The sequence below is a fragment of the Acholeplasma sp. ORD1043 genome (genome assembly GCF_057808485.1).
Genome location: NZ_JAQLOJ010000008.1, coordinates 1 through 20,952, shown reverse-complemented (window position 1 = coordinate 20,952; position 20,952 = coordinate 1). Strand labels below are relative to the sequence as shown.

At 32.6% G+C, this 20,952-nt stretch carries 25 protein-coding genes and 1 other annotated feature; of the genes, 21 read left to right on the top strand and 4 right to left on the bottom strand.

The features are described from left to right. Positions 1–43 precede the first annotated feature (43 nt). From PG914_RS03790 to PG914_RS03775, 4 genes are all read left to right on the top strand, one after another. Positions 44–799 (top strand): hypothetical protein, encoded by a 756-nt coding sequence (locus tag PG914_RS03790; protein ID WP_488822381.1) that lies wholly within the window; start codon positions 44–46, stop codon positions 797–799. An 86-nt stretch (positions 800–885) separates the two neighbouring features. Continuing rightward, positions 886–1,455, top strand: coding sequence for a DNA-3-methyladenine glycosylase I (locus PG914_RS03785; RefSeq protein WP_488822380.1), 570 nt, complete (start codon positions 886–888; stop codon positions 1,453–1,455). Between the two features lie 15 nt (positions 1,456–1,470). Next, complete coding sequence (locus PG914_RS03780; RefSeq protein WP_488822379.1) at positions 1,471–3,165, top strand: M3 family oligoendopeptidase; 1,695 nt, start codon at positions 1,471–1,473, stop codon at positions 3,163–3,165. A gap of 3 nt (positions 3,166–3,168) precedes the next feature. Then, positions 3,169–4,089: a carbohydrate kinase family protein gene (locus PG914_RS03775; protein WP_488822378.1), complete on the top strand. Its 921-nt coding sequence runs from the start codon at positions 3,169–3,171 to the stop codon at positions 4,087–4,089. Between the two features lie 30 nt (positions 4,090–4,119). Here PG914_RS03775 and PG914_RS03770 read toward each other — a convergent pair whose 3' ends face one another. Genes PG914_RS03770 through PG914_RS03760 form a run of 3 tightly spaced genes read right to left on the bottom strand, consistent with a single transcriptional unit; the run spans position 4,120 to position 5,694 of the window. Continuing rightward, a complete protein-coding gene (locus tag PG914_RS03770) occupies positions 4,120–4,533 on the bottom strand; it encodes a DUF1801 domain-containing protein (protein ID WP_488822377.1) in 414 nt (137 codons plus the stop codon). Then, complete coding sequence (locus PG914_RS03765) at positions 4,514–5,386, bottom strand: NAD(P)/FAD-dependent oxidoreductase (protein WP_488822376.1); 873 nt, start codon at positions 5,384–5,386, stop codon at positions 4,514–4,516. The genes PG914_RS03770 and PG914_RS03765 overlap by 20 nt, the downstream gene beginning before the upstream one ends. Continuing rightward, a complete protein-coding gene (locus PG914_RS03760) occupies positions 5,383–5,694 on the bottom strand; it encodes a thioredoxin family protein (protein WP_488822375.1) in 312 nt (103 codons plus the stop codon). The genes PG914_RS03765 and PG914_RS03760 overlap by 4 nt, the downstream gene beginning before the upstream one ends. A 96-nt stretch (positions 5,695–5,790) precedes the next feature. On the opposite strand from PG914_RS03760, the gene PG914_RS03755 reads away from it, so the two are divergent. The 10 genes from PG914_RS03755 to PG914_RS03710 all read left to right on the top strand — a co-directional run bounded on the left by PG914_RS03755 (position 5,791) and on the right by PG914_RS03710 (position 15,069). Further along, positions 5,791–6,600 carry an energy-coupling factor transporter ATPase gene (locus PG914_RS03755; protein WP_488822374.1) on the top strand — a complete coding sequence of 270 codons (810 nt, stop codon included), beginning with the start codon at positions 5,791–5,793 and terminating at the stop codon, positions 6,598–6,600. Then, positions 6,576–7,418, top strand: a complete 843-nt coding sequence (locus PG914_RS03750) for an energy-coupling factor transporter ATPase (protein WP_488822373.1) — start codon at positions 6,576–6,578, stop codon at positions 7,416–7,418. The genes PG914_RS03755 and PG914_RS03750 overlap by 25 nt, the downstream gene beginning before the upstream one ends. After that, positions 7,415–8,410 (top strand): energy-coupling factor transporter transmembrane component T family protein, encoded by a 996-nt coding sequence (locus tag PG914_RS03745; protein ID WP_488822372.1) that lies wholly within the window; start codon positions 7,415–7,417, stop codon positions 8,408–8,410. Before PG914_RS03750 ends, PG914_RS03745 begins: the two co-directional genes overlap by 4 nt. Next, positions 8,400–9,125: a tRNA pseudouridine(38-40) synthase TruA gene (gene truA, locus PG914_RS03740; protein WP_488822371.1), complete on the top strand. Its 726-nt coding sequence runs from the start codon at positions 8,400–8,402 to the stop codon at positions 9,123–9,125. Before PG914_RS03745 ends, truA begins: the two co-directional genes overlap by 11 nt. 29 nt (positions 9,126–9,154) lie before the next feature. Next, positions 9,155–9,760, top strand: a complete 606-nt coding sequence (gene tmk, locus PG914_RS03735) for a dTMP kinase (protein WP_488822370.1) — start codon at positions 9,155–9,157, stop codon at positions 9,758–9,760. Next, positions 9,757–10,701: a hypothetical protein gene (locus PG914_RS03730; protein ID WP_488822369.1), complete on the top strand. Its 945-nt coding sequence runs from the start codon at positions 9,757–9,759 to the stop codon at positions 10,699–10,701. Before tmk ends, PG914_RS03730 begins: the two co-directional genes overlap by 4 nt. Then, positions 10,698–11,414, top strand: coding sequence for a tRNA1(Val) (adenine(37)-N6)-methyltransferase (locus PG914_RS03725; protein ID WP_488822368.1), 717 nt, complete (start codon positions 10,698–10,700; stop codon positions 11,412–11,414). Before PG914_RS03730 ends, PG914_RS03725 begins: the two co-directional genes overlap by 4 nt. Further along, positions 11,411–12,256: a 16S rRNA (cytidine(1402)-2'-O)-methyltransferase gene (gene rsmI / locus PG914_RS03720; RefSeq protein ID WP_488822367.1), complete on the top strand. Its 846-nt coding sequence runs from the start codon at positions 11,411–11,413 to the stop codon at positions 12,254–12,256. The genes PG914_RS03725 and rsmI overlap by 4 nt, the downstream gene beginning before the upstream one ends. A gap of 42 nt (positions 12,257–12,298) precedes the next feature. Continuing rightward, positions 12,299–12,499 (top strand) — a binding site (T-box leader). 38 nt (positions 12,500–12,537) lie between these two features. Further along, the gene (gene metG / locus PG914_RS03715; RefSeq protein WP_488822366.1) at positions 12,538–14,088 is read left to right on the top strand and encodes a methionine--tRNA ligase; all 1,551 of its coding nucleotides are present in this window, start codon (positions 12,538–12,540) and stop codon (positions 14,086–14,088) included. 6 nt (positions 14,089–14,094) lie between these two features. Further along, on the top strand, positions 14,095–15,069 hold the full coding sequence (locus PG914_RS03710) for a YitT family protein (protein ID WP_488822365.1): 975 nt from the start codon (positions 14,095–14,097) through the stop codon (positions 15,067–15,069). 83 nt (positions 15,070–15,152) lie between these two features. Here the strand turns inward: PG914_RS03710 and PG914_RS03705 are convergent, their stop codons facing one another. Continuing rightward, positions 15,153–15,533, bottom strand: a complete 381-nt coding sequence (locus PG914_RS03705) for a hypothetical protein (protein WP_488822364.1) — start codon at positions 15,531–15,533, stop codon at positions 15,153–15,155. Positions 15,534–15,745: 212 nt separating this feature from the next. Between PG914_RS03705 and rplM the strand changes: the two genes are divergently transcribed. The 7 genes from rplM (at position 15,746) to PG914_RS03670 (ending at position 20,905) form a co-directional block, all read left to right on the top strand. Continuing rightward, positions 15,746–16,174: a 50S ribosomal protein L13 gene (gene rplM / locus PG914_RS03700; protein WP_488822363.1), complete on the top strand. Its 429-nt coding sequence runs from the start codon at positions 15,746–15,748 to the stop codon at positions 16,172–16,174. Between the two features lie 4 nt (positions 16,175–16,178). Further along, positions 16,179–16,577, top strand: a complete 399-nt coding sequence (gene rpsI, locus PG914_RS03695) for a 30S ribosomal protein S9 (RefSeq protein ID WP_488822362.1) — start codon at positions 16,179–16,181, stop codon at positions 16,575–16,577. Positions 16,578–16,728: 151 nt separating this feature from the next. Beyond that, the gene (locus PG914_RS03690; protein ID WP_488822361.1) at positions 16,729–16,881 is read left to right on the top strand and encodes a helix-turn-helix transcriptional regulator; all 153 of its coding nucleotides are present in this window, start codon (positions 16,729–16,731) and stop codon (positions 16,879–16,881) included. 132 nt (positions 16,882–17,013) lie between these two features. Beyond that, on the top strand, positions 17,014–17,262 hold the full coding sequence (locus PG914_RS03685; protein ID WP_488822360.1) for a hypothetical protein: 249 nt from the start codon (positions 17,014–17,016) through the stop codon (positions 17,260–17,262). Between the two features lie 82 nt (positions 17,263–17,344). After that, positions 17,345–17,824, top strand: a complete 480-nt coding sequence (locus PG914_RS03680) for a hypothetical protein (protein WP_488822359.1) — start codon at positions 17,345–17,347, stop codon at positions 17,822–17,824. A gap of 162 nt (positions 17,825–17,986) precedes the next feature. Further along, a complete protein-coding gene (gene gltX, locus PG914_RS03675; RefSeq protein ID WP_488822358.1) occupies positions 17,987–19,327 on the top strand; it encodes a glutamate--tRNA ligase in 1,341 nt (446 codons plus the stop codon). 3 nt (positions 19,328–19,330) lie between these two features. Continuing rightward, the gene (locus PG914_RS03670; RefSeq protein ID WP_488822357.1) at positions 19,331–20,905 is read left to right on the top strand and encodes a hypothetical protein; all 1,575 of its coding nucleotides are present in this window, start codon (positions 19,331–19,333) and stop codon (positions 20,903–20,905) included. Positions 20,906–20,952: the final 47 nt, after the last annotated feature.

Here is a 20,952-nt window from a genome sequence, read left to right as displayed (position 1 = left end):
TATAATATGTATGAGAAAGTCGGAAGACTCGGGGAGGATATTTATGATGTCAATATTTGGTAATTTTTTAGCTAACCCACCATTTTCAGAATGGTTTGAGATTACAGACATTATGACTTGGTCAGAATTAGACTGGGCTATTATGATTTCATTAGCTGTTATTGTTATTTCTTTAGTTGTTATTCTACCAATTGGACTTGCTAGAAGAAAGAAACATTCAAAGAAAGTACAACCTAATGTAAGTAAAACAGCGCGATCACAAGAATTTGCTGTTGGCACATCTAAACGTATTTATACAGCTTCAAATGGTGAAGTATTAATCTTTACAGGTGGTTCAGCATTCCATGTTGATCAACAAGGTAGAACTGAACACTTAAAAGCAGTTGAAGGTGATGCACCAGTACTTGCTGGTAAAGTTATTTTTGCAGCAAAAACAGTTAAGAAAATCATTGTAACAACTGAAGGTGATGAGATCACTAAGAACTCATCAATTGAAAGACAATTAGTTACATTTGACTTTGTTAATGCAGAAGAAGTAAGACTTGGAACTAAAGTCTTCTTAACAGACAAAGAAATCGCGCAACGTGCAGAAGATGAAAGACGTCGTCTTGCTATTGCTCAAAAAGAACAAGCAGAAGCTGATAGATTGGCTGCAATCGCTCAAAAGAAAGCAGACAAAGTATTAGCTAAAGAACAAGCTAAAGCAGACAAACTTGCAGCTAAAGCTCAAAAGAAAGATGCTGCTAAAGCCAAGAAACAATCTAAGAAAACTAAAGCGGAAGACGAAGATTTAGAATAACTTACATGATTTGAGTAGAATAATGCATATTCTACTCATTTTTTTTATGATAAAATTATATATAAGTAATAAGGGGATGATGCAAGATGAATCGATGTTTTTGGAGCAATATATCACCCATGATGTTAGATTATCACGATAACGAATGGGGCCGACCCATTAAGGATGATTTAAAGTTATTTCAAAAGTTAATGTTAGATTGTCAACAAGCAGGACTATCTTGGGCAATTATCTTAAACAAAAGAGAAAATTTCCTAAAAGCTTTTGATAACTTTGATCCAACTATCGTTTCAAAATACGATAATGCTAAAGTAGAAGAGTTAATGAATAACCCTGGCATTGTTAGAAATCGTCTAAAGATTAAAGCCATGATTATTAACTCTAAAATGTATTTAGAATATTTTAGTACACCGGGAAGTTTTACTAACTTCTTATGGCAACATGTAAACCATAAACCAATAAATTCTAATCTTTTACCCGGTTCAAGAATACCTGCAACTTCAAGTATTTCTGATGAAATCAGTTTAAAACTTAAAAAATTAGGATTTAAATTTGTTGGTTCTACGATTATCTATGCATTCTTACAAGCAGTTGGAATCTATAATGATCACTACAGAGATTGTTTCTGTCACCCTGAAATATTAAAGACTGAATAAATGAGGAGAAAAATAATGAAATTTTCAGAATTTAAATATGTTAGACCTGACTTAGATTTAATTAAATCTCAGTATAAAGATTTAACAGAAAAATTAATTTCAGCAAAATCTGCAGCTGAACAATTAGAAATTGTTAAAACATTTAACAAAATCGCAGATGAAGTAGATAGTACTTTCCAAATTGTATATATAAAAAACTCAATTGATACAACCGATGAGTTCATACAAAAGGAACAAGAGTTTTTAGATGAGGCGATGCCTGAACTACAAGAATATTCAGTAGAATTTACAAAAGCTTTAAATAAATCACCATTTAAAGCTGAACTTGAAAAATCTTTAGGTTCTTTAATCTTTAAACAAAATGAATTAAAAGAAAAGACTTTTAAAGCAGAAATCATCCCATTACTACAAGAACAAAATAAACTTGTTTCAGCTTATGGTAAATTATCTGCATCAGCTCAAATTGAGTTTGAAGATCAAGTATATAATCTTTCTCAAATGAGAAAATTTAGTTCGTCAACTGATCGCGCAACAAGAAAAAATGCAGCAGCAGCAGTTTCTGCTTGGTATCAAGCGCATGAAGCAGAATTTGATGATTTATACGATAAAATGGTTAAAGTTCGTCAAGATATTGCAGTTGGATTAGGTTTTGAAAACTATATTCAAGTTGCATACTATAACATGGGACGTCTAGATTATAACCAAGCTGATGTTAAAAAGTTTAGAGAACAAATCTTAAGCGAAGTTGTTCCATTTGTCCAAAATGAGTTAATGCCACGTCGTGCTAAACGCTTAGGTATTAAAGAATTAAAATCATACGACTTAGGCTTAACATTCTTAAACGGTAACCCAACACCAAAAGGGGACCGTGCATGGGCTGTTAACCAAGCAATTGAAATGTATGATGAAATGAGCCCTGAAACATCTAAATTCTTCCGTATGTTAGTAGATAGAGAATTACTTGACCTAGATGCTAAGAAGGGTAAAATGGGTGGTGGATATTGTACATATATCCCACAATATGAAGCACCATTTATCTTTGCTAACTTCAATGGTACAGCAGATGATGTTGATGTCTTAACCCATGAAGCAGGTCATGCATTCCAAGTATATACTTCAAGAAATAACTTACCTGAATTACGTTGGCCAACAGCAGAAGGTGCAGAAATCCACTCTATGAGTATGGAATTCTTAGCTTGGCGTTGGATTGACAAATTCTTTAAAGAAGATACAAATAAGTATAAATTCTCTCACCTTGCAGATGGTGTTGAAATTCTATGTTGGATTGCACTGGTTGACCACTATCAACATGAAGTATATCAAAACCCTTCAATGTCACCGACAGAGCGTAAAGCTACATGGAGAAAATTAGAGAAACAATATCAACCATGGAAAGTCTTTGAAGATGATCCATTCTTAGAATCAGGTGCATTCTGGTTTAGACAAGGTCATATCTTTGAAGTTCCATTCTATTATATTGATTACGGTCTAGCACAAACAATAGCATTCCAATTCTGGGTCATGTCAAGAAATGACTTTGCTGATGCTTGGAATAAATACTACAAGCTTTGCCAAATTGGTGGTGCAATGAGTTTTGTTGAACTACTAACAAAGAATGGACTTGATACACCATTTACTGAAGGTTCATTAAAGAAAGTTATGGACCCAATTAAAGCTTATCTTCAATCAATTGATGATTCTAAATTCTAATTTATGATTTACTCAATTGGTGAAATATTATTCGATTATTTAATCGATACTAAAACCAATAAAATAGAAAAAAACGAAGGTGGAGCTCCTGCGAATGTCGCAGTCTTAATTAAAAGACTTAAAGGAGACTCCTCCTTTTTGGCTTCTATCTCTAAAGATACTGATGGAGAGTTGTTATATAACTTTTTAAAAAACGAAGGCGTTAACTTAACTTATGTTAAAAGAGTTTCAAATCCTTCAATGAAAGCTTTTGTTAGGTTAAATAATGGGGATAGAAGTTTTGAGTTTTTCCGTAACGAAACGGCAGACTTAAACCTTGATTTCGATAGTGTTAAAGATCTTAAGTTTAACCCAAATGATTTTATTCACTTTTGTTCAGTAAGCCTTAAAGGAAATAATAATCAAATCTATCATAAATCGTTAATTATGAAAGCCAACGAAGCTTTAGCATGGGTGAGTTTTGATGTAAATTTAAGACATAATTTATGGGAAAACAAAGATGAATTAAAGTTTGTTGTAAAAGAGTTTATAGGGGTTAGTTCAATTGTTAAACTCTCCTTGGATGAATTATCGTTTCTATTTGAAAAACCTCTAAAAGAGGCCGTTTTTGAGATATTTGAAGGTTTTACAAAAGTGGTTATCATATCAGATGGTGCAAATGGCGCATCCATCTATATTAAGGATAAATCTTTTCATCAAGATGCCCCAAAAGTAGATGTTATAGATACCACTGGCGCAGGTGATGCATTAATTGGTTCAATCCTCTATCAAATGGAAAAAAGAAAAGTTACTTTGCATAATTATAAAGACGCTAAATGGGATGAAATTTTAAAGTTTAGTGTAGATCTTGCAAGTTATACAGTAACTAAAAAAGGTGCCATTACTAGTTATCAGTTCTATAAGGGTAAGTTAATGAAACCATGAAAAAAGAGAACAGCGATGTTCTCTTTTAATTTATTCATCATTATCTGATATGAAGTTTATATTTAATGTGTCTTTAGAAGTTTTAATCATAATTTCTTTTAAGACATCTAAATCAATATCACTTAGTTTTTTTACGTATAGACAACTCTTACCAGACGCAAACTTACCGAGTTTACTAAACTCTTCTTGGTATTTATCAATCGAATAAGTGATGTAGAGTGTAATTGCTTGTTTACGATTAGCAACCCCAAGCAAAGGCATATTGCCTTCTGTTCCTGATTCGTACTTATAATGTAGATTTCCAAACCCAATAATTGAACCCCAAAGTTTTGGTGCTTTGCCTGTGACTTCATGCATTAAATCAACTATAGTTGAGATTTCACTTTTTCTTGGTTCTTTTATTGATGCTAGAAATTCAGTAATATTATGATTGGTTATTTCCATTTTTGGCTAGCCCTCTTAGATATTTAATGATACCATCAGATATTTTTAAGCCATCGTGCACAGATTTAGCAATTTGAAGTTTACCACCAGTGCAGTCACCACCAGCAAAAATCCCTTTAATGTTTGTGGACATATTTTCATCGATCAAAATATTGGAGTATTCCATCACGACACCTAACTTTAATGAAAGCTCAGATGCTGTAGGGAACCCAATTGCTAGGAAAACACCATCAACATCATATACATTGCCATCTATTGTTTCAATTTGACGTACTCTCTTATCACCTTTAAATGAAGTGATTCTAGATGAAACTGTTTGATAGGTTGGGTGTTGGAAGGAATCTCCTTCGGTAAAGATAACGAATTGATCAGTATAGTTTTCTAGAATAGATAATTCTTGTTCCATATAAGAACCACTACCGATAATAGCAACTTTCTTATGTTTATAGAAGTAGCCATCACAAGTCGCACAAAGATGTATGCCTTTACCTTTAAATTCTCTGTATCCTGGAACCTTTAATGGAATTCTGTTTTTACCGGTCGCAAGTACGACAGTTTTAGCTTCATAAACTTCTCTAATTGTCTTAACTTCGAAGTGTGAACCAATCTTTTGGACAGATAAGACTGCCTCCATTCTTACGTCAATGCCTAAGTCTTGAGCTTGCTTAATGCCTTTAAGAATTAAGTCTTGACCACGTATAGGGTCTTGTCCATAAAAGTTAGTAATGACATCGTCAGTCGTTAATTGACCTAAGTCTTTACCTAAAACTAAAACATCTTTATTTAATTGATTTAAATAGATTGCGGCACTTATGCCAGCAGGGCCAACCCCTACAATGATTGTATCCTTCATAATTTTAACCATTTCTTTAGAGAATTTTCACTTTGTAAACCATCAAGTTCATTGATAACTTTACCATCTTTAAATAATCGTAAAGTTGGTAGACTGAAGACATCATAGGCATCGGCTATCTCACTATTATCTTCGACATTTAGTTTATATACTTTTAATTTTCCAAAATATTCGTCTGAAATATCTTCTAAGATTGTTTCATAAGAATCACATCCTCTGCACCAAGGTGCAAAGAATTCTACTAATACATGAATACTTTCATCCAGTACTAAATTTTGGAAAGATTCCTTATCTAATTCAAATAGCATAATTGTATTCCTCTCAACTATTTATTATACTTTATCTTGCTTCTAAAATATCATTTAATAATGATATAATAGTAAAGATAAGACAGGTGAGTAATTTTGATTAAGATAAATAATTTAAAATTTCAATATGATGATAAAAAAGAAGTCATAAATAACCTAAGTTTAGAGATAAAAAAAGGTCATTGGGTTTCTATTTTAGGTCATAATGGTTCAGGAAAATCTACCCTTGCCAAACTGCTTGTAGGATTATTAAAAGCAGAAGGTGGCGAGATTTTTGTTGATGGCATTGAGATGAATGAACAAAATGTACATCAAATTAGAAAAAAAATCGGTATTGTTTTCCAAAATCCAGATAACCAATTTGTTGGTGTTACAGTTAAACATGATATTGCTTTTGGTTTAGAAAACATGCAGTTACCTCAACCAGAGATTGTAAACAGAGTTGAAGAATATGCCAAACTTGTTGGTATGGGTGAATATCTATCAAAAGAACCCCAACAATTATCTGGTGGACAAAAACAAAGAGTTGCTATTGCAGGGGCACTTGCAATGCACAAAGATGTTATCATCTTTGATGAAGCGACTTCAATGTTAGACCCAGAAGGGGTTAGAGAAGTTACAAACCTGATCAAAAACTTAAACACTAATTTTAATCAAACGATTATTACAATTACGCACGATCTTGACTTTGCCTTAAAGAGTGACTATGCATTCATTCTTAAAGAAGGCGAATTAATCGGCGAAGGTAAACCTTCTGAACTCTTTTTAGATGAAGCCCTATTAAAGAGTTCAAAGCTAAATATTCCAGAAGGATTACAAGTTTACCTAGACGTTTTAAAAGATCCGGTACTAAAAGAAAATAAAGAACTACAAGAGGCATTATGGGCATTCAATTTAACCAAGTAGGTTACGGCTATAGAGGCTTCAAAAAAGTTTATCACGCATTAAAAGATATCAATTTAGATATTGCTGAAACAGGAGAGTTTGTAGCAATCACGGGTCAAACTGGAAGTGGGAAATCTACTTTAGTTCAACACATGAATGCACTACTTAAACCAACCTCAGGTACAGTTGATATTCTAGGTACGATTCTACCTAGTAAGAAAAAGACTAAGGTCAACCATTTAAGACAAAAGGTTGGTCTTGTTTTCCAATTTCCTGAATACCAATTATTTGAAATAACAATTGAAAAAGACGTTGAGTTTGGTCCAACTAATTTCAAAGAAACCAAAAGTTTTGCTAAAACATATGCAAAAGAAGCACTACAAACTGTAGGGCTAGATGAATCATTATGGCAAGAATCACCATTTAGAATCTCAGGTGGTCAAATGAGAAGAGTAGCAATTGCAGGGATTCTTGCAATGAAACCTTCAATCTTAGTGCTTGATGAACCAACCAGAGGTTTAGATCCACAAGGTAAAGATGATATCATGGATTTATTTAATGATATTCATGTAAAAGAAAATAAATCAATTGTTCTAATCACTCATGATATGGATATTGTTGCAAAATATGCAAAACGAGTCGTTGTTTTAGATAAAGGACAAATTGTTTTTGATGGTACTAAAGAAGAGTTATTCTCACAAGATGTTGAAAAATTCCATTTAGACTATCCAACACCAATGAAGATTATGAAGCACTTGAACAAGACTTTAGGTACTAAAGAAAAATTAGTACTTGATAAAGATAGCCTGCTTAAGCATCTTAAGGAGGCAGCAAAATGAATATAAGAATTGGTCAATATATACCAGGAGATTCTTTCTTACATAAGCTAGATCCAAGAATTAAACTTCTTTCAATGTTACTCTTAATTATTACAATCTTTGTTATACCAGTAGAGTTAAAATCAGCATACATTTACTGGATGATAGGGTTATTCGTACTATCACTTGGATTAACTTATTTATCTGGTGTACCACTAGGTAAAGTGATGCAAGGTATTAAAGGTATTGTTTTCTTATTAACCTTTACATTTGTAATTCAATTATTTACGATTCAACCACCAGAAGAAGCTGCATTAGTTGATTTACCGATGACATTATCAATTATCTCGATTCCATTAATCATTTTATTAACAGTTGTTTATCAACTCGTTAAACGTAAGATTAAATGGAAAACAACATGGTTCTTCATTTATGTTATCTTAGCATTTGCTATACAGTTTGGAGTCATGTACCTACCAAGAACAGGGTTAGACTTTGATTATCAGTTCATTGTTAAACCTTCTGGTTTATTAAGAGCTGGATTTATCTTTATTAGAATTATTGCAGTGATGATTATTGCATCACTACTAACCTTTACAACATCAACCATTGAACTTAATGATGGACTTGATTCATTACTTAAACCACTGCGTTTAATCAAAGTACCAACTTATGTATTTTCAATGATGATCTCATTAACATTAAGAAGTATTCCAACACTTTTAGAAGAAACAGAAAAAATCTTAAAAGCACAAACATCACGCGGTGCTGACTTTAATGAATCAAGTTTTAAAGATAAGATTGGTCAGATTATTGCACTTTTAGTTCCAGTATTTGTTATCTCATTTACAAGAGCAGAAGATTTATCTAATGCAATGGAAGCAAGAGGCTATATTATTGGAGAGCCAAGAACTAAGATTGACACTTATAAGATTGGTACTAAAGACATCGTAACACTAGTCTTAGTTGCCTTATTATTAGTGGGAATTGTGGTGACGATATATGCGATATAAAGCGATTATCGCCTATGAAGGTACGAATTATTCTGGATATCAAATCCAAGAAAACGAAAAGACTATTCAAGGGACAATTGAAAAAGCATTACGTTTAATGACAAGGCTTGATATTCCTACATTTGCTGCAAGTAGAACGGATAAAGGTGTACATGCGATGCATCAAGTATTACATTTTGATGCTCCAATGGATATTCCTAATGAGCGTTGGTTATATGGTTTAAACCTTCGCTTACCAGGTGATATAAGATTTATAAAGGTCACCAAAGTAAAAGATACCTTCCATGCTAGATTTGATGCTAAATCAAAGATTTATACATATAAGATAGCTAAGAAGCCAGTTTCAGCGTTTGAAGCAAATCATGAAGTCTATGTACCCAACTTTAATATCGATTTAGTTAAAAATGAACTAAATGATCTTGTTGGAGAACATGACTTTACTGCATTCTCTCCAAACAAAGAAGACAAACCAACAATCAAAACGATCTACGCTTTTGATTACAAAGAAACAAGAACACATTATATATTTAAGATTCATGGTAATCATTTCTTACGTTATATGGTTCGTTCAATCATGGGGAATGTGATAGCAATTGCTACCGATAAAAAACCTAAAGGACATTTAAAAACCATGTTAGAAACTAAGAATAGATTACTAACAGCAAAGACTGCACCTGCCTGTGGTCTCTACTTAACACACATATATTACAGATGATATGATTATTATATAGGGAGGAATCATTCATGTTTATCACATTTGAAGGTGGCGAAGGTAGCGGTAAAACTACCATTATTGCCAAACTTAAAGAAACCTTAGAAAATCAAGGTGTCAAAGTCGTAACAACAAGAGAACCAGGTGGTTCATCAATTGCAGAACAAATCAGAAATGTTCTACTTGATAATAAAAATACGGATTTAAAAGCACATACTGAAGCATTACTTTTTGCTGCTAGTCGTGCCCAACACTTAGATGAAGTGATTATCCCTAATTTAGATAAGGTTATTTTATGTGACCGTTATATTGATTCATCCTTTGCCTACCAAGCATATGGCAGAGACTTAGGTATGGATTTTGTTAAAAAGGTAAATGATTATGCATTATGTCATATGCCTGATTTAACTTTCTATATTGATCTTGAACCAGAGGTTGGTTTAGCCAGAGTATCAAAAGGTAGAAGTCATAAGAAAGACAGATTGGATTCTGAACAAAATGATTTCCACCATAAAGTTAGAAATGGTTATTTAGACATTGCATTTAAAGAACCAAACAGATTTATTGTTATTAATGGTAATAGAGATATTGAAACAATTTATCAAGAAATTTTAGGCTTTATTAAAGAGAGACTATGAAAGATATCCTTGGAAACTTTAGCTATACAATTGAAAAGAAACGCTTAAGCCACTTATATATTTTGAGTGGTGGCTCAAGTCTTCGTCAAAAAAGAATTGTTAGGGAATTAGCCTACATGATTTTTAAGGCGGATAATGATTATCCGCAACTTAAAACTCAGTTAGAGCACGACAATCACCCTAACTTTTTATATATTGCTAAAGATGGTCTTTCAATTAAAAAAGAACAAGTGCTGGCACTTCAAGAAGAGTTTAGTAAATCAAGTTTAGTTGCAGGATATAGAATCTATGTTATCGAAGCAGCTGAAACGATGAGTAATGCTGCTGCTAATTCCTTACTTAAATTTCTAGAAGAACCAAAAGATGGTCAAACCATTGGTTTTTTATTAACTGAAGACCAATCATTGATCCTACCTACGATACGTTCTCGTGCTCAAGTGGTTTTACTTGAAGAAGATACGGATAAAGAGTTTATTGAATTATTACTTGAACATGATATTGCATTAAAAGATGCATATTATTTAACGACATTAACTAAAGACTTTGAAGAAGCAACGCTACTTATTGAAGATCCAAATTATCAGAAGGCATCTTCATCGTTTGAGGGGCTACTTCAGTATCTTGTTGAACCAAAACTGCCGTTATCGCTTTTAATGTTTGACTTAGAGAAAAACTTTTATAATGAAAAAGATTGGTTAATCTATATTTTTGAATTATTATCAAGAATCATGCTAGATGTCATTCATACCCATATGAATCAAAAGTTAGATTTTGAAGTTCATAAAGAAAAAATTCTACAACTGGTTCCAAAGTTCTCGCTTGAAAAAGCAGAAACGGTTATTAGAATACTCCATGATACAACCAAAACATTTAGATTACCTGTTAATATTTCTATGACACTACAAAGTCTAGCGATAAGGTTAGAGGAAATTATTAAATGACAACACGCGATTTACTAGGAACGAACCTTTTAATAACAAGTGATGTTGGTAAAGCCTTTAATTTAGATACAATTGTGATTAGTGATTTTGTTAGAATCCCTAAAGGGACAAAATCAATTCTTGATATAGGATGTGGTAATGGGGCGATTATGCTTTATTTATCACAAAAATTTGAAGGTTTAATTTATGGTGCCGAAATTCAAGAATCTAGATACCAATTAGCACTTAAAAACATTAAAGATAATAACTTAGAAAATAGACTTACTGTTTTCAATTGTGATGTAAAAACGTTAAGACATAAACCAGTTTTTGACATTATCGTATCTAACCCACCGTTCTTTAAAGTTAATAATGAAACTAAAAGAAGTATTGATTTAGATATGGAAATTGCTAAACATGAGTTAACGCTTAATTTAGAAAAATTAGTAGAAGCTGCAAAAAACAATATTAAACATGGTGGCTTATTCTTCATGGTTCATAAAGCTGACAGATTAGAAGAGATCATCATCACTTTAAATAAATATGATTTTAAAGTTAAAAGAATTCGTTTCATTCACCCTAATGCATCAGCAGAACCTAATCAAGTATTGGTTGAAGCAAGATATAAAGGAAATGGACAATTAACCGTTATGCCACCTTTATTCCAATATGATGGTCAAACTTATAGTGAGGAAATGAATTCAATTTATGAAGGAAGAAGTTATAAGAAATGAAAGTACAAGAAAGTTTTAAAGATGAATCTATCGGACTATATGTGGTCTCAACCCCAATTGGTAACTTATCAGATATAACTTTTCGTGCGCTTGAAATTTTAAAGACTGCCGATTTAGTTTTATGTGAAGATACGAGAGTCACTTCAAAACTATTCTTTCATTATGAAATCAAAACACCACTTGAAAGTTATCAAAAGTTTAACGAACAAGAAAAGTTAGATGAAATTATCGCCTACTTAAAAGAAGGTAAAAAAATTGCATTAGTATCTGATGCTGGTACACCACTAGTTAATGACCCTGGGTTTATTTTGGTCAAAGAATGTATTGCAAATGATATTCCAGTTGTACCAATTCCAGGTGCATCTTCAATGTTAACTGCGCTTGTTGCATCAGGACTTTTGCCACAGCCATTTACCTTTATTGGTTTTCTACCAAGAAAACAAAGTGAAGCAAGAACGACACTAGAGTTTTATAAAGGTAGATCAGAAACACTTATATTTTTCGAATCCCCTTTGAGAGTTTCAAAAACATTAGAGTTAATGTATGATGTCTTAGGTGATAGAAGATTATCATTAGGCAGAGAGTTAACTAAAAAATTTGAAACCTTTTATCGAGGTAACCTAAAAGAAATGTATACACTCGAATTTGATACTAGAGGTGAGTACGTCATTATCCTAGAAGGTGAATTCAAAAAAGAGGAATTAATCTTAGATATCGTCTCTCAAGTAAATATTTATATGGAAGCAGGATTATCTGAGAAAGATGCTATGAAAAAGGTAGCAAAAGTCTTAGGTGTTCATAAATCAGAAATCTATAAAGCATACAAAATCGTTAAAGAATAACTAGATAAATATAAATATTTAATATATAATAAACATGAATTCAATCATACGATGATAAAGAGGTCGTATAGGAAGTATTTAAGAGAGTCTCTGGTGGGTGAGAAGAGATATATGGAATATACATATGGCTTTTGAGTATCTTGTTCGATAAGTAGAATAAGACGTAGTTGCTTACGTTACAAGCTAAGAGGGCTAGAGCAATCTAGAACTAAGGTGGTACCGCGGATTATATTCGTCCTTAGATTATTTTTTAATCTAAGGATTTTTTATTGGAGGAAATTATGGAAAAGAAACCATTCTATATATCAACAGCAATTGCATACGCATCAGCCATTCCACATATTGGGAATGTGTATGAAGCAATTTTAGCGGATGCTATTGCACGCTATAAACGTTTAACTGGATTTGACGTTTATTTTCAAACAGGTACTGACGAACACGGTCAGAAGATTGAAAATAAAGCAGGTCAACAAGATTTAGCTCCACAAGCTTATGTGGATATGATTTCATCTGAAATCAAACGTATTTACGATTTAGTTAATATCTCATATGATAAATTTGTTAGAACAACAGACACTAACCATAAAGCAGTCGTTCAACAAATCTTTGAAAAACTACTTGCTCAAGGTGATATTTATTTAGGTAAATATGAAGGTTGGTATTCAATTGCCGATGAAGCATTCTTAAGTGAAGATGAAATTGTTGATGGCAAAGGTCCATCAGGTGATATCCCTGTTTGGATGAGTGAAGATGCTTATTTCTTAAAACTTTCAAAATATCAAGAAAGATTAATGAAACACATTGAAGAAAACCCAGATTTCATTCAACCAGAATCAAGAAAAAATGAAGTTATTCAAAACTTCTTAAAAGATACATTACCAGATTTATCCGTATCACGTACTTCATTTAAATGGGGTATTCCAGTATTAACTGATCCAAAACACGTTGTATATGTTTGGGTTGATGCATTATCTAACTATATTACTGGTTTAGGGTATAATCTAGATAACCCTGGTGATTTCTTTAGTAAATATTGGCCAGCTGATGTCCATTTAATTGGTAAAGATATCATTAGATTCCACGTTATTTACTGGCCAATCATCTTAATGGCTTTAGGGGTTGAACTACCAAAGAAAATCTTTGGTCATCCTTGGGTCTTAGTTGATAAGAACAAAATGAGTAAATCTGTGGGAAACACTATGTATACTGATAAATTAGTACAACATTTTGGTGTAGATGCGGTAAGATATTACGTATTACATGAGATTCCTTTTGCTCAAGATGGTAACATCACATATGAGTTAATGATTGAACGCACAAACTCAGATCTTGCCAACACATTAGGAAACCTTGTGAATCGTACAATTGGTATGATTAATAAGTATCAAAATGGAGATGTCATTAAAGTAGAAATTGATGAACCATTCGAATATAGTCTAAAAGATAAATGTTTAGCATTAGAACAAAAAGTAACAAAGCTAATGGATGAATTAAAAGTGGGCGATGCACTAGAAGAACTTATTTCAGTAGCAAGAGCAGCGAATAAGTATATCGACTTATCAGAGCCTTGGAACTTAAATAAAAATGGTGAAACAGAAAAGTTAAGCCATGTGTTATACTCACTTGTTGAAACAATCCGTGTGCTAGCAGTTTACTTACAAGCATTTATTCCTAAGACTGCAGAATCAATCTTTGAACAATTAAATTCAAATGATAAAGATTTTGAAACAGTTAAAACTTGGGGTGTTTACAAATCAGGCAAAATTGGTGTTGCTAAAGTTCTATTTGAAAGATTTGATCCAATCAAAAAATTAAATGAAATTATAGGATAAGTTAAAATGAAAAGACTAATGGACTATTTGAAGTCTGATGCATTTAAACAAAAAGTTTTACCGGAAGTAAAGAGAACTGCCGCAGTTGTATTTTTCACTGTGCTCTATGGATTTGGTGTTAAGTGGTTCTTAGAAGCTTCAGTTGTTCCAATGTATACAGGTGGTATTCCAGGTATTGCACAGTTAATCCGTGACTTTATGAAATACACATTAGGAATCCCTAATGTTGATCAATGGCAAGACTTATTCTTAGGTGGATTTGTTATTGCAGCCAATATACCAATCCTTATCCTAGGTTGGTTTGGTGTTTCTAAAAAGTTTGTTGTCTACTCATTAATTTCAGTCCTAATTCAAGCAACTATGCTTGGTTACATCCCACAAATTGATTTAGGCTTAACCAGTCCTGCTCAAGCATTAACAGCAACAATCCTTGGTGGTATTCTAGTTGGTATTGGTGCAGGTGGTGCACTTCGTTATGGTACATCAACCGGTGGACTAGATATTATTGCACAATATGTATCACTTAAAAAAGGTCAATCAGTTGGTTTTATATCACTGATTATGAACCTCTCAATTGCTGTATTAGGTGGCTTAATTACAAACGGTCATATCTTTGATGAGAACAATATGATGATTGTTGCAGGGGTTGTCATCTCTTATACAATCTTACGAATTATCGTCTCAACAGTCGTGATGGATCGTCTACATACTGGTTATCAATTCTTAAAGGTTGATATTGTTACTGAAAACCCAGATGAAATCGTAAATGATATTTTAGTCAAGGTTTATCGTGGGGTTACAATGATCAATGTTCAAGGTGGTTATACAAGAAAAGATAAGACGTTAATTTTAGTTATTATCTCATCATATGAGCTGACAAGTTTAGTTCAAATGATTCATCAAGTAGACCCTAAAGCATTTATTTCAACGCAACCAGTTAAACACGTTTACGGTAACTTTAAAAAGAAAACAATCGCTTAACAACGACCCCTCATTTGAGGGGTTTTATATTAATTATTAAAAATAAAAACCGCCTTATTAAGCGGTTTATTATAATTTAATGATTAAACATCTTTAAAGATTCTAGGATCAACAAGTGGTAGTAATAATGGCTGTAGATAACAAGTTGCAGTAAGTGATGCAACAACGGATCTTAAGTGTGGATAAAGTATTTGAATGGCCGGTCCTGCCATGAAGTTTTCTGCCTCAATATCAGGCACGGACGCTTCAAAAGTGAAGTTACCAGAAATAGTTGCTGATAAGTCAATTGGGAATGGATGTTCAGGAGTTGAAAAGACTGCAAATGTGATTGAGACAACATACTCAGTATTTGATAACTTTTCTAATTGTTTCGTATAGATTGGTTGCATCTGGAAGTTACCCTTTAAGTTATGGTTTACAATTGAAACCTTTTTAGTTTGGATTAATGTATTTAGAACTTTCATATAAGTAATCTCCTTTATGCACTAATTGTAGCATATTAAACGTAGTTTATGGGAGTTTTATTGAAATTCATTCCAAATCATAATCAAACAGATATTTTTGTTAAAGTTATTGACTTATATACTAAAGTATAGTAAGATATTTTGCGGTACAGTATTAACCTTATTTTCCACACAGCCCTTATAACAAAACTATAAGGAGAAGGTAACGAACAATGAAAACATTTATGGCAAATGAAGCTACCATTGAAAGAAAATGGTACATCGTAGACGCTGAAGGTAAAACTTTAGGTCGTCTTGCAACTGTGGTTGCATCAGTTTTACGTGGTAAACATAAACCAACTTACACCCCACATGTAGACGCTGGTGATTATGTAATTATCATTAATGCAGACAAAATTAAATTAACAGGTAACAAATGGAATGATAAGATGTATTATTCTCATTCAGGTTACAATGGTGGTTTATCTGAAACTGCTGCTAAAGATTTAATGGCTAAGAAACCAACTGCGATTGTTGAAAAAGCAATCAAAGGTATGGTTCCTCACAATAGATTAGGTGCAGAAGTTTTAAGAAAGCTATTCGTTTATGCTGGTTCTGAACATAAACATCAAGCACAAAAACCAGAAAGTTTAGAGGTGTAATCCGATGGCAAAAGAATTAGTTCAATATTTCGGTACAGGTCGCAGAAAGTCTTCTGTTGCTCGTGTCGTATTAACTCCAGGTAAAGGTGTGTTCACAATCAATGGTAGAACATTCGAAGATTACCTTCCATCAGCTGCAACTCGCTTAGACGTTTTACAACCATTAACTTTAACTTCAAACGAAGGTAAATTTGATGTGTCAGCAAACGTTAATGGTGGTGGCTTAACAGGACAAGCTGGTGCTATCCGTTTAGGTATCACTCGCGCATTAATGGAAGTCGATGCAGATTTACGTAAAGTATTAAAACCTGCAGGCTTAGTAACACGTGACCCACGTGCTAAAGAACGTAAAAAATACGGTCTTAAGAAAGCTCGTAGAGCATCACAATTCTCTAAGAGATAATGTTTTAAAAAGAAGCTTCGGCTTCTTTTTTTTTGTTTTAATTAAGAATATAAATAAAACTGCTAAAATTAACTCATGAATATGCAACAAATAGTTGAGTGACATCGTTTATTTATTCATCTAAAATTGAAAGTGTAAGGAGGAGATAGACTTGATAGATTTTATAGCTGTTGGGAAAAAGATTACACATTATAGAAAACAACTTCGTATGACTCAAGACGATCTTGCTGATAAACTTTCAATCACAAGACAACTTGTTTCTAAATGGGAGTTAGGGTTAGGTTTTCCAACAATTGGCGCATGACTAGACCTTGCGAAACTATTTAATACTTCATTTGAAGAACTATTATGTTTAGATGAAGAAGATTTAGATGAGTTTGTAGATGCTTTAATTAGTAATCCAGATAATTTTAATGATTTATCATTATCATCAATAATGCCTTTCTTATCAAATGAACAAGCAGAAAAAGTGTTCTTAACTTTACTTGAAAAAGATAAGTCAGGAAAAACAACGAGTATTTCATCGATTGCACCATTCTTAAGTGAAGAAGCACTTGATAAATTTGTTGATTATTATATTAAAGGTCAATATCAACATGTTAATGTGAATTCACTCTACCCATTTATGGATAGTAAAACAGTAAAAAAATTAGTTATTTACTTATTAAGTAAGAAAGATCAATAAGAGGTGTTAGTACGCAAGTACTAGCATCTTTTCTTATATATAGGTATAATGAAGGTAATAAAACTAATAGGAGGATCACTAAATGAATTTAACTAAGATGCAAATCCCATGGATCGTTTCTTTGATTCTATCGTTTATAGCATTGACCTTTATGTATTCATTAACATACTATAAGGTTGATTTGTCTATCTTTGGTGAAATACACTTTACCTTCATGGATATCTCATTTGGTTCAACGAAGTATGTATTAGGTGCCAATCGTGAATTACTTGAACTAAGTTGGGTTAATTTGCTTGGAGTTGTCTTTGTTGGATTAGGTATCGTTTCAGCTATTATGAAGTTAGCTGTTAAATCATGTAGAAAACTAAAATTAACATCCTATTTAGCATTCATATTATTAGTTGCTGCATCAATCATTGTTATTACTTCATCTAATTATGTTGTTACAACAGATGGGGATTCAATTAATTTAATCACCGAACCAATCGTTGTTTTGACTTTCTTAATTACATTGACAAGTGCATCAATGTTCTTAATTGCTGAAGTTTACAACAAGAAATAAAATATTTTTAATTAATTGATTAAAGTATAACTTTAAAAGGAAGTTTGGTTGAAAAATACCAAACTTTCTTTTTTATATGTGCTATACGATGTGTTTGATTAAAATAAACTTGTTTATTTAGTATAAATAACTTATAATTATACTTGCGAAAAGAGGAATAGTATGAAAAAAATCCGTGCTAGATACGCGCCTTCACCAACCGGACTTCTACATATCGGTAATGCAAGAACTGCATTATTCAATTATTTATTTGCAAGACACAATGACGGAGACTTTATTATCCGTATTGAAGACACCGATATTGCAAGAAACGTTCCTGGTGGAGAAGCATCACAATTACAATATTTAAAATGGTTAGGTATTACCTGGGATGAAGGTCCAGATATTGGTGGACCATACGGCCCATATCATCAATTAAAGAGATTAGACTTATATAACGAATATGCTCAAAAGTTATTAGACATGGGACTAGCCTATAAGGACTTTAAAGAAGGTAGCGATAAATACGCAATCAGATTTAAAGTGCCACAAGGTAAAACTTATGCATTCAATGATGTAATCCGTGGAAAACTTTCTTTTGAATCAAAAGAAGTTGAAGACTGGATCATCATGAAAGATAATGGTATTCCTACTTATAACTTCGCAGTTGTTATTGATGACCACTTTATGGAAATCACTCACGTATTCCGTGGTGAAGAACATATTACAAATACTCCAAAACAAATTATGGTGTATGAAGCATTTGGATGGGAAATCCCAACTTTTGGTCATATGACAATCATTGTTAACGAAAACAAGAAGAAATTATCTAAACGTGATACAGGAACAATCCAATTTATTGGTGAGTATCACAAGATGGGTTATTTACCAGAAGCGATGTTAAACTTCTTAAGTTTACTTGGTTGGTCACCATCTGGTGAGAATGAAATTCTATCTCATGATGAATTAGTTAAGTTATTTGATGAAAACAAATTATCAGCTGCACCAAGTTACTTTGATAAACAAAAGTTAGCTTATATTAACTCAAGATACTTAAAGAATTTATCTATGGAACAAATGAAAGACTTAACAAGACCATTCTTTATTGAAGCAGGAATTGAAATTCCAAGCGAAGTATGGTTTGAAAATCTATTAAGTGTATTAAAAGATAGATTATCATATGGTAAAGAAATTGTTAAATACTACCAAGAATTCTTCCATGATGACTTTGTTATCAGCGAAGAAGTGATGGCAGAAATGGAACAATTTGATTACCTACCGGTATTGAATTTATTAAAACAAAAGTTTGAAGACTTAGACTTCAATGATGCTGATTTAATTAATCAAACCATTGGAGCAGTTGGCAAAGAATTAGGGGTTAAGGGTAAAGGACTATTCATGCCAGTGAGAATTGCAACTACAGGTGAGGCACACGGTCCAAGCTTACCAGTTTCTCTACTATTACTAGGTAAAGAAAAAGTGCTCGCTCGACTAAATCAAATTCTAGAGAAAAAAGGGAGTTAACGCATGAAAAAAGTACTCGTATTATTATCAATGATTGCTACATTACTTCTTGTTGCTTGTACAGAAACTGTGCAAACAAATGCAAGAGCAGTTGTATCAGCAATCAATCCTACAACAAGTAGCGTATCATTCAAGATCGAAGTCAGAGACCCAGATACTGAACTTGATACAAGAGAAGTTAGAATCACTATTGCAAATGATGATTTTTCAAAAGAAGTAACGGAGACAATTAACAAAAATGTAACTAAGACAGTTACAGTTGACGGTCTTGCTCGTTCAACTGAGTACATCATCACAGTTGTTGGTACTAAAGATGGTGTTGACTTACAATTATATAAATCAGCAACAGCATTTAAGACATTAGCACAAGGTGATGAGGAATCAGATCCAATCACTATCGTTTCTGTTGACCAATTCAAGGATATGAATGCTAAGAAACATTACAAACTAGGTGCTGACTTAGATTTCAATAATGCTTCATTATCTCCATTATTTACATCAGGTACGCCATTCAATGGTACATTTGATGGTAATGGTCATACAATCAAAAATATTCAACTTACTGAATCAAATGATGTTTATAAATCATATTTATCAATCTTTGGTTATGCATCAAAGAGTAAGATTATGAATGTAAACTTTGATAACATTACAATCGATAATGATGCAAGACCCTATACAGGTATTCATTATGTAGGTATTGTTGTATCTAAAGTTTCAAACAATGATTTCGTATTAGATAACGTAACAATTTCTAACTCAGAAATTACATTACGTCATAACATTAATCAATCAGCATTAAACAGAAACCTTTATGTTGGTTTAGTAGGTGGTTCACTACAAGGTAAATTATCAAACATTACTGTTGTTGACTCATCATTAAACGTTACTCAAAATGGTGTAAATGGTGTTTACTCTGGTACTGATATGTCAACTGCTGGTACATATATCGGTGGTATCGCAGGTTTAATCGAACAAGATAAAGGTGTTAGTACTTCTAAATTAGCAGTAATTGACACTCAAATTAACGTAAACGTTAACCAAGATAAGAAATCATTAGGTTCAGGCTTACTTTATGTTGGTGGTATCTTTGGTGCGAACCGTTCAGATAAAAACCTTTCAGAATTAGTATCAAACGCAGTTATCACAATCGATTATAAGAAACATGCCGACACTGAAGCTGAAAAACTAGATAAAATCTATGTTGGTGGTATCATGGGTTCATTATTAAAGGCTCAAATCTCTAACGTATATTATTATGGTTCTATTGATGTTACATTAGACGCTAAAATTGCTGAAATCCAATCAGCATTAATCGTTGCAAACACAACTAGATCAGCTAGCTTAGTTGTTGCACAAGGTTCAATCCAAATCACTGCACCCGAATCATTCTTAAACACTATTGATGTTTACAACTACTTATCATTTGGTGCTTGGAATAAAGCAGCAAACGTTAAGTTAAACGGTGCTGCATCAGTTAAATTCAATGATGTTGCAGTTGACTTAGCACAATATGAAGTAATTGCTGATGCATCTTCATTCTTAACATCAGACTTCGTCAAAGCTTACGTAGCTTAATAACAATAAATTTTGGCCCTTTAAAATAGATGGAGGTATTAACCTCC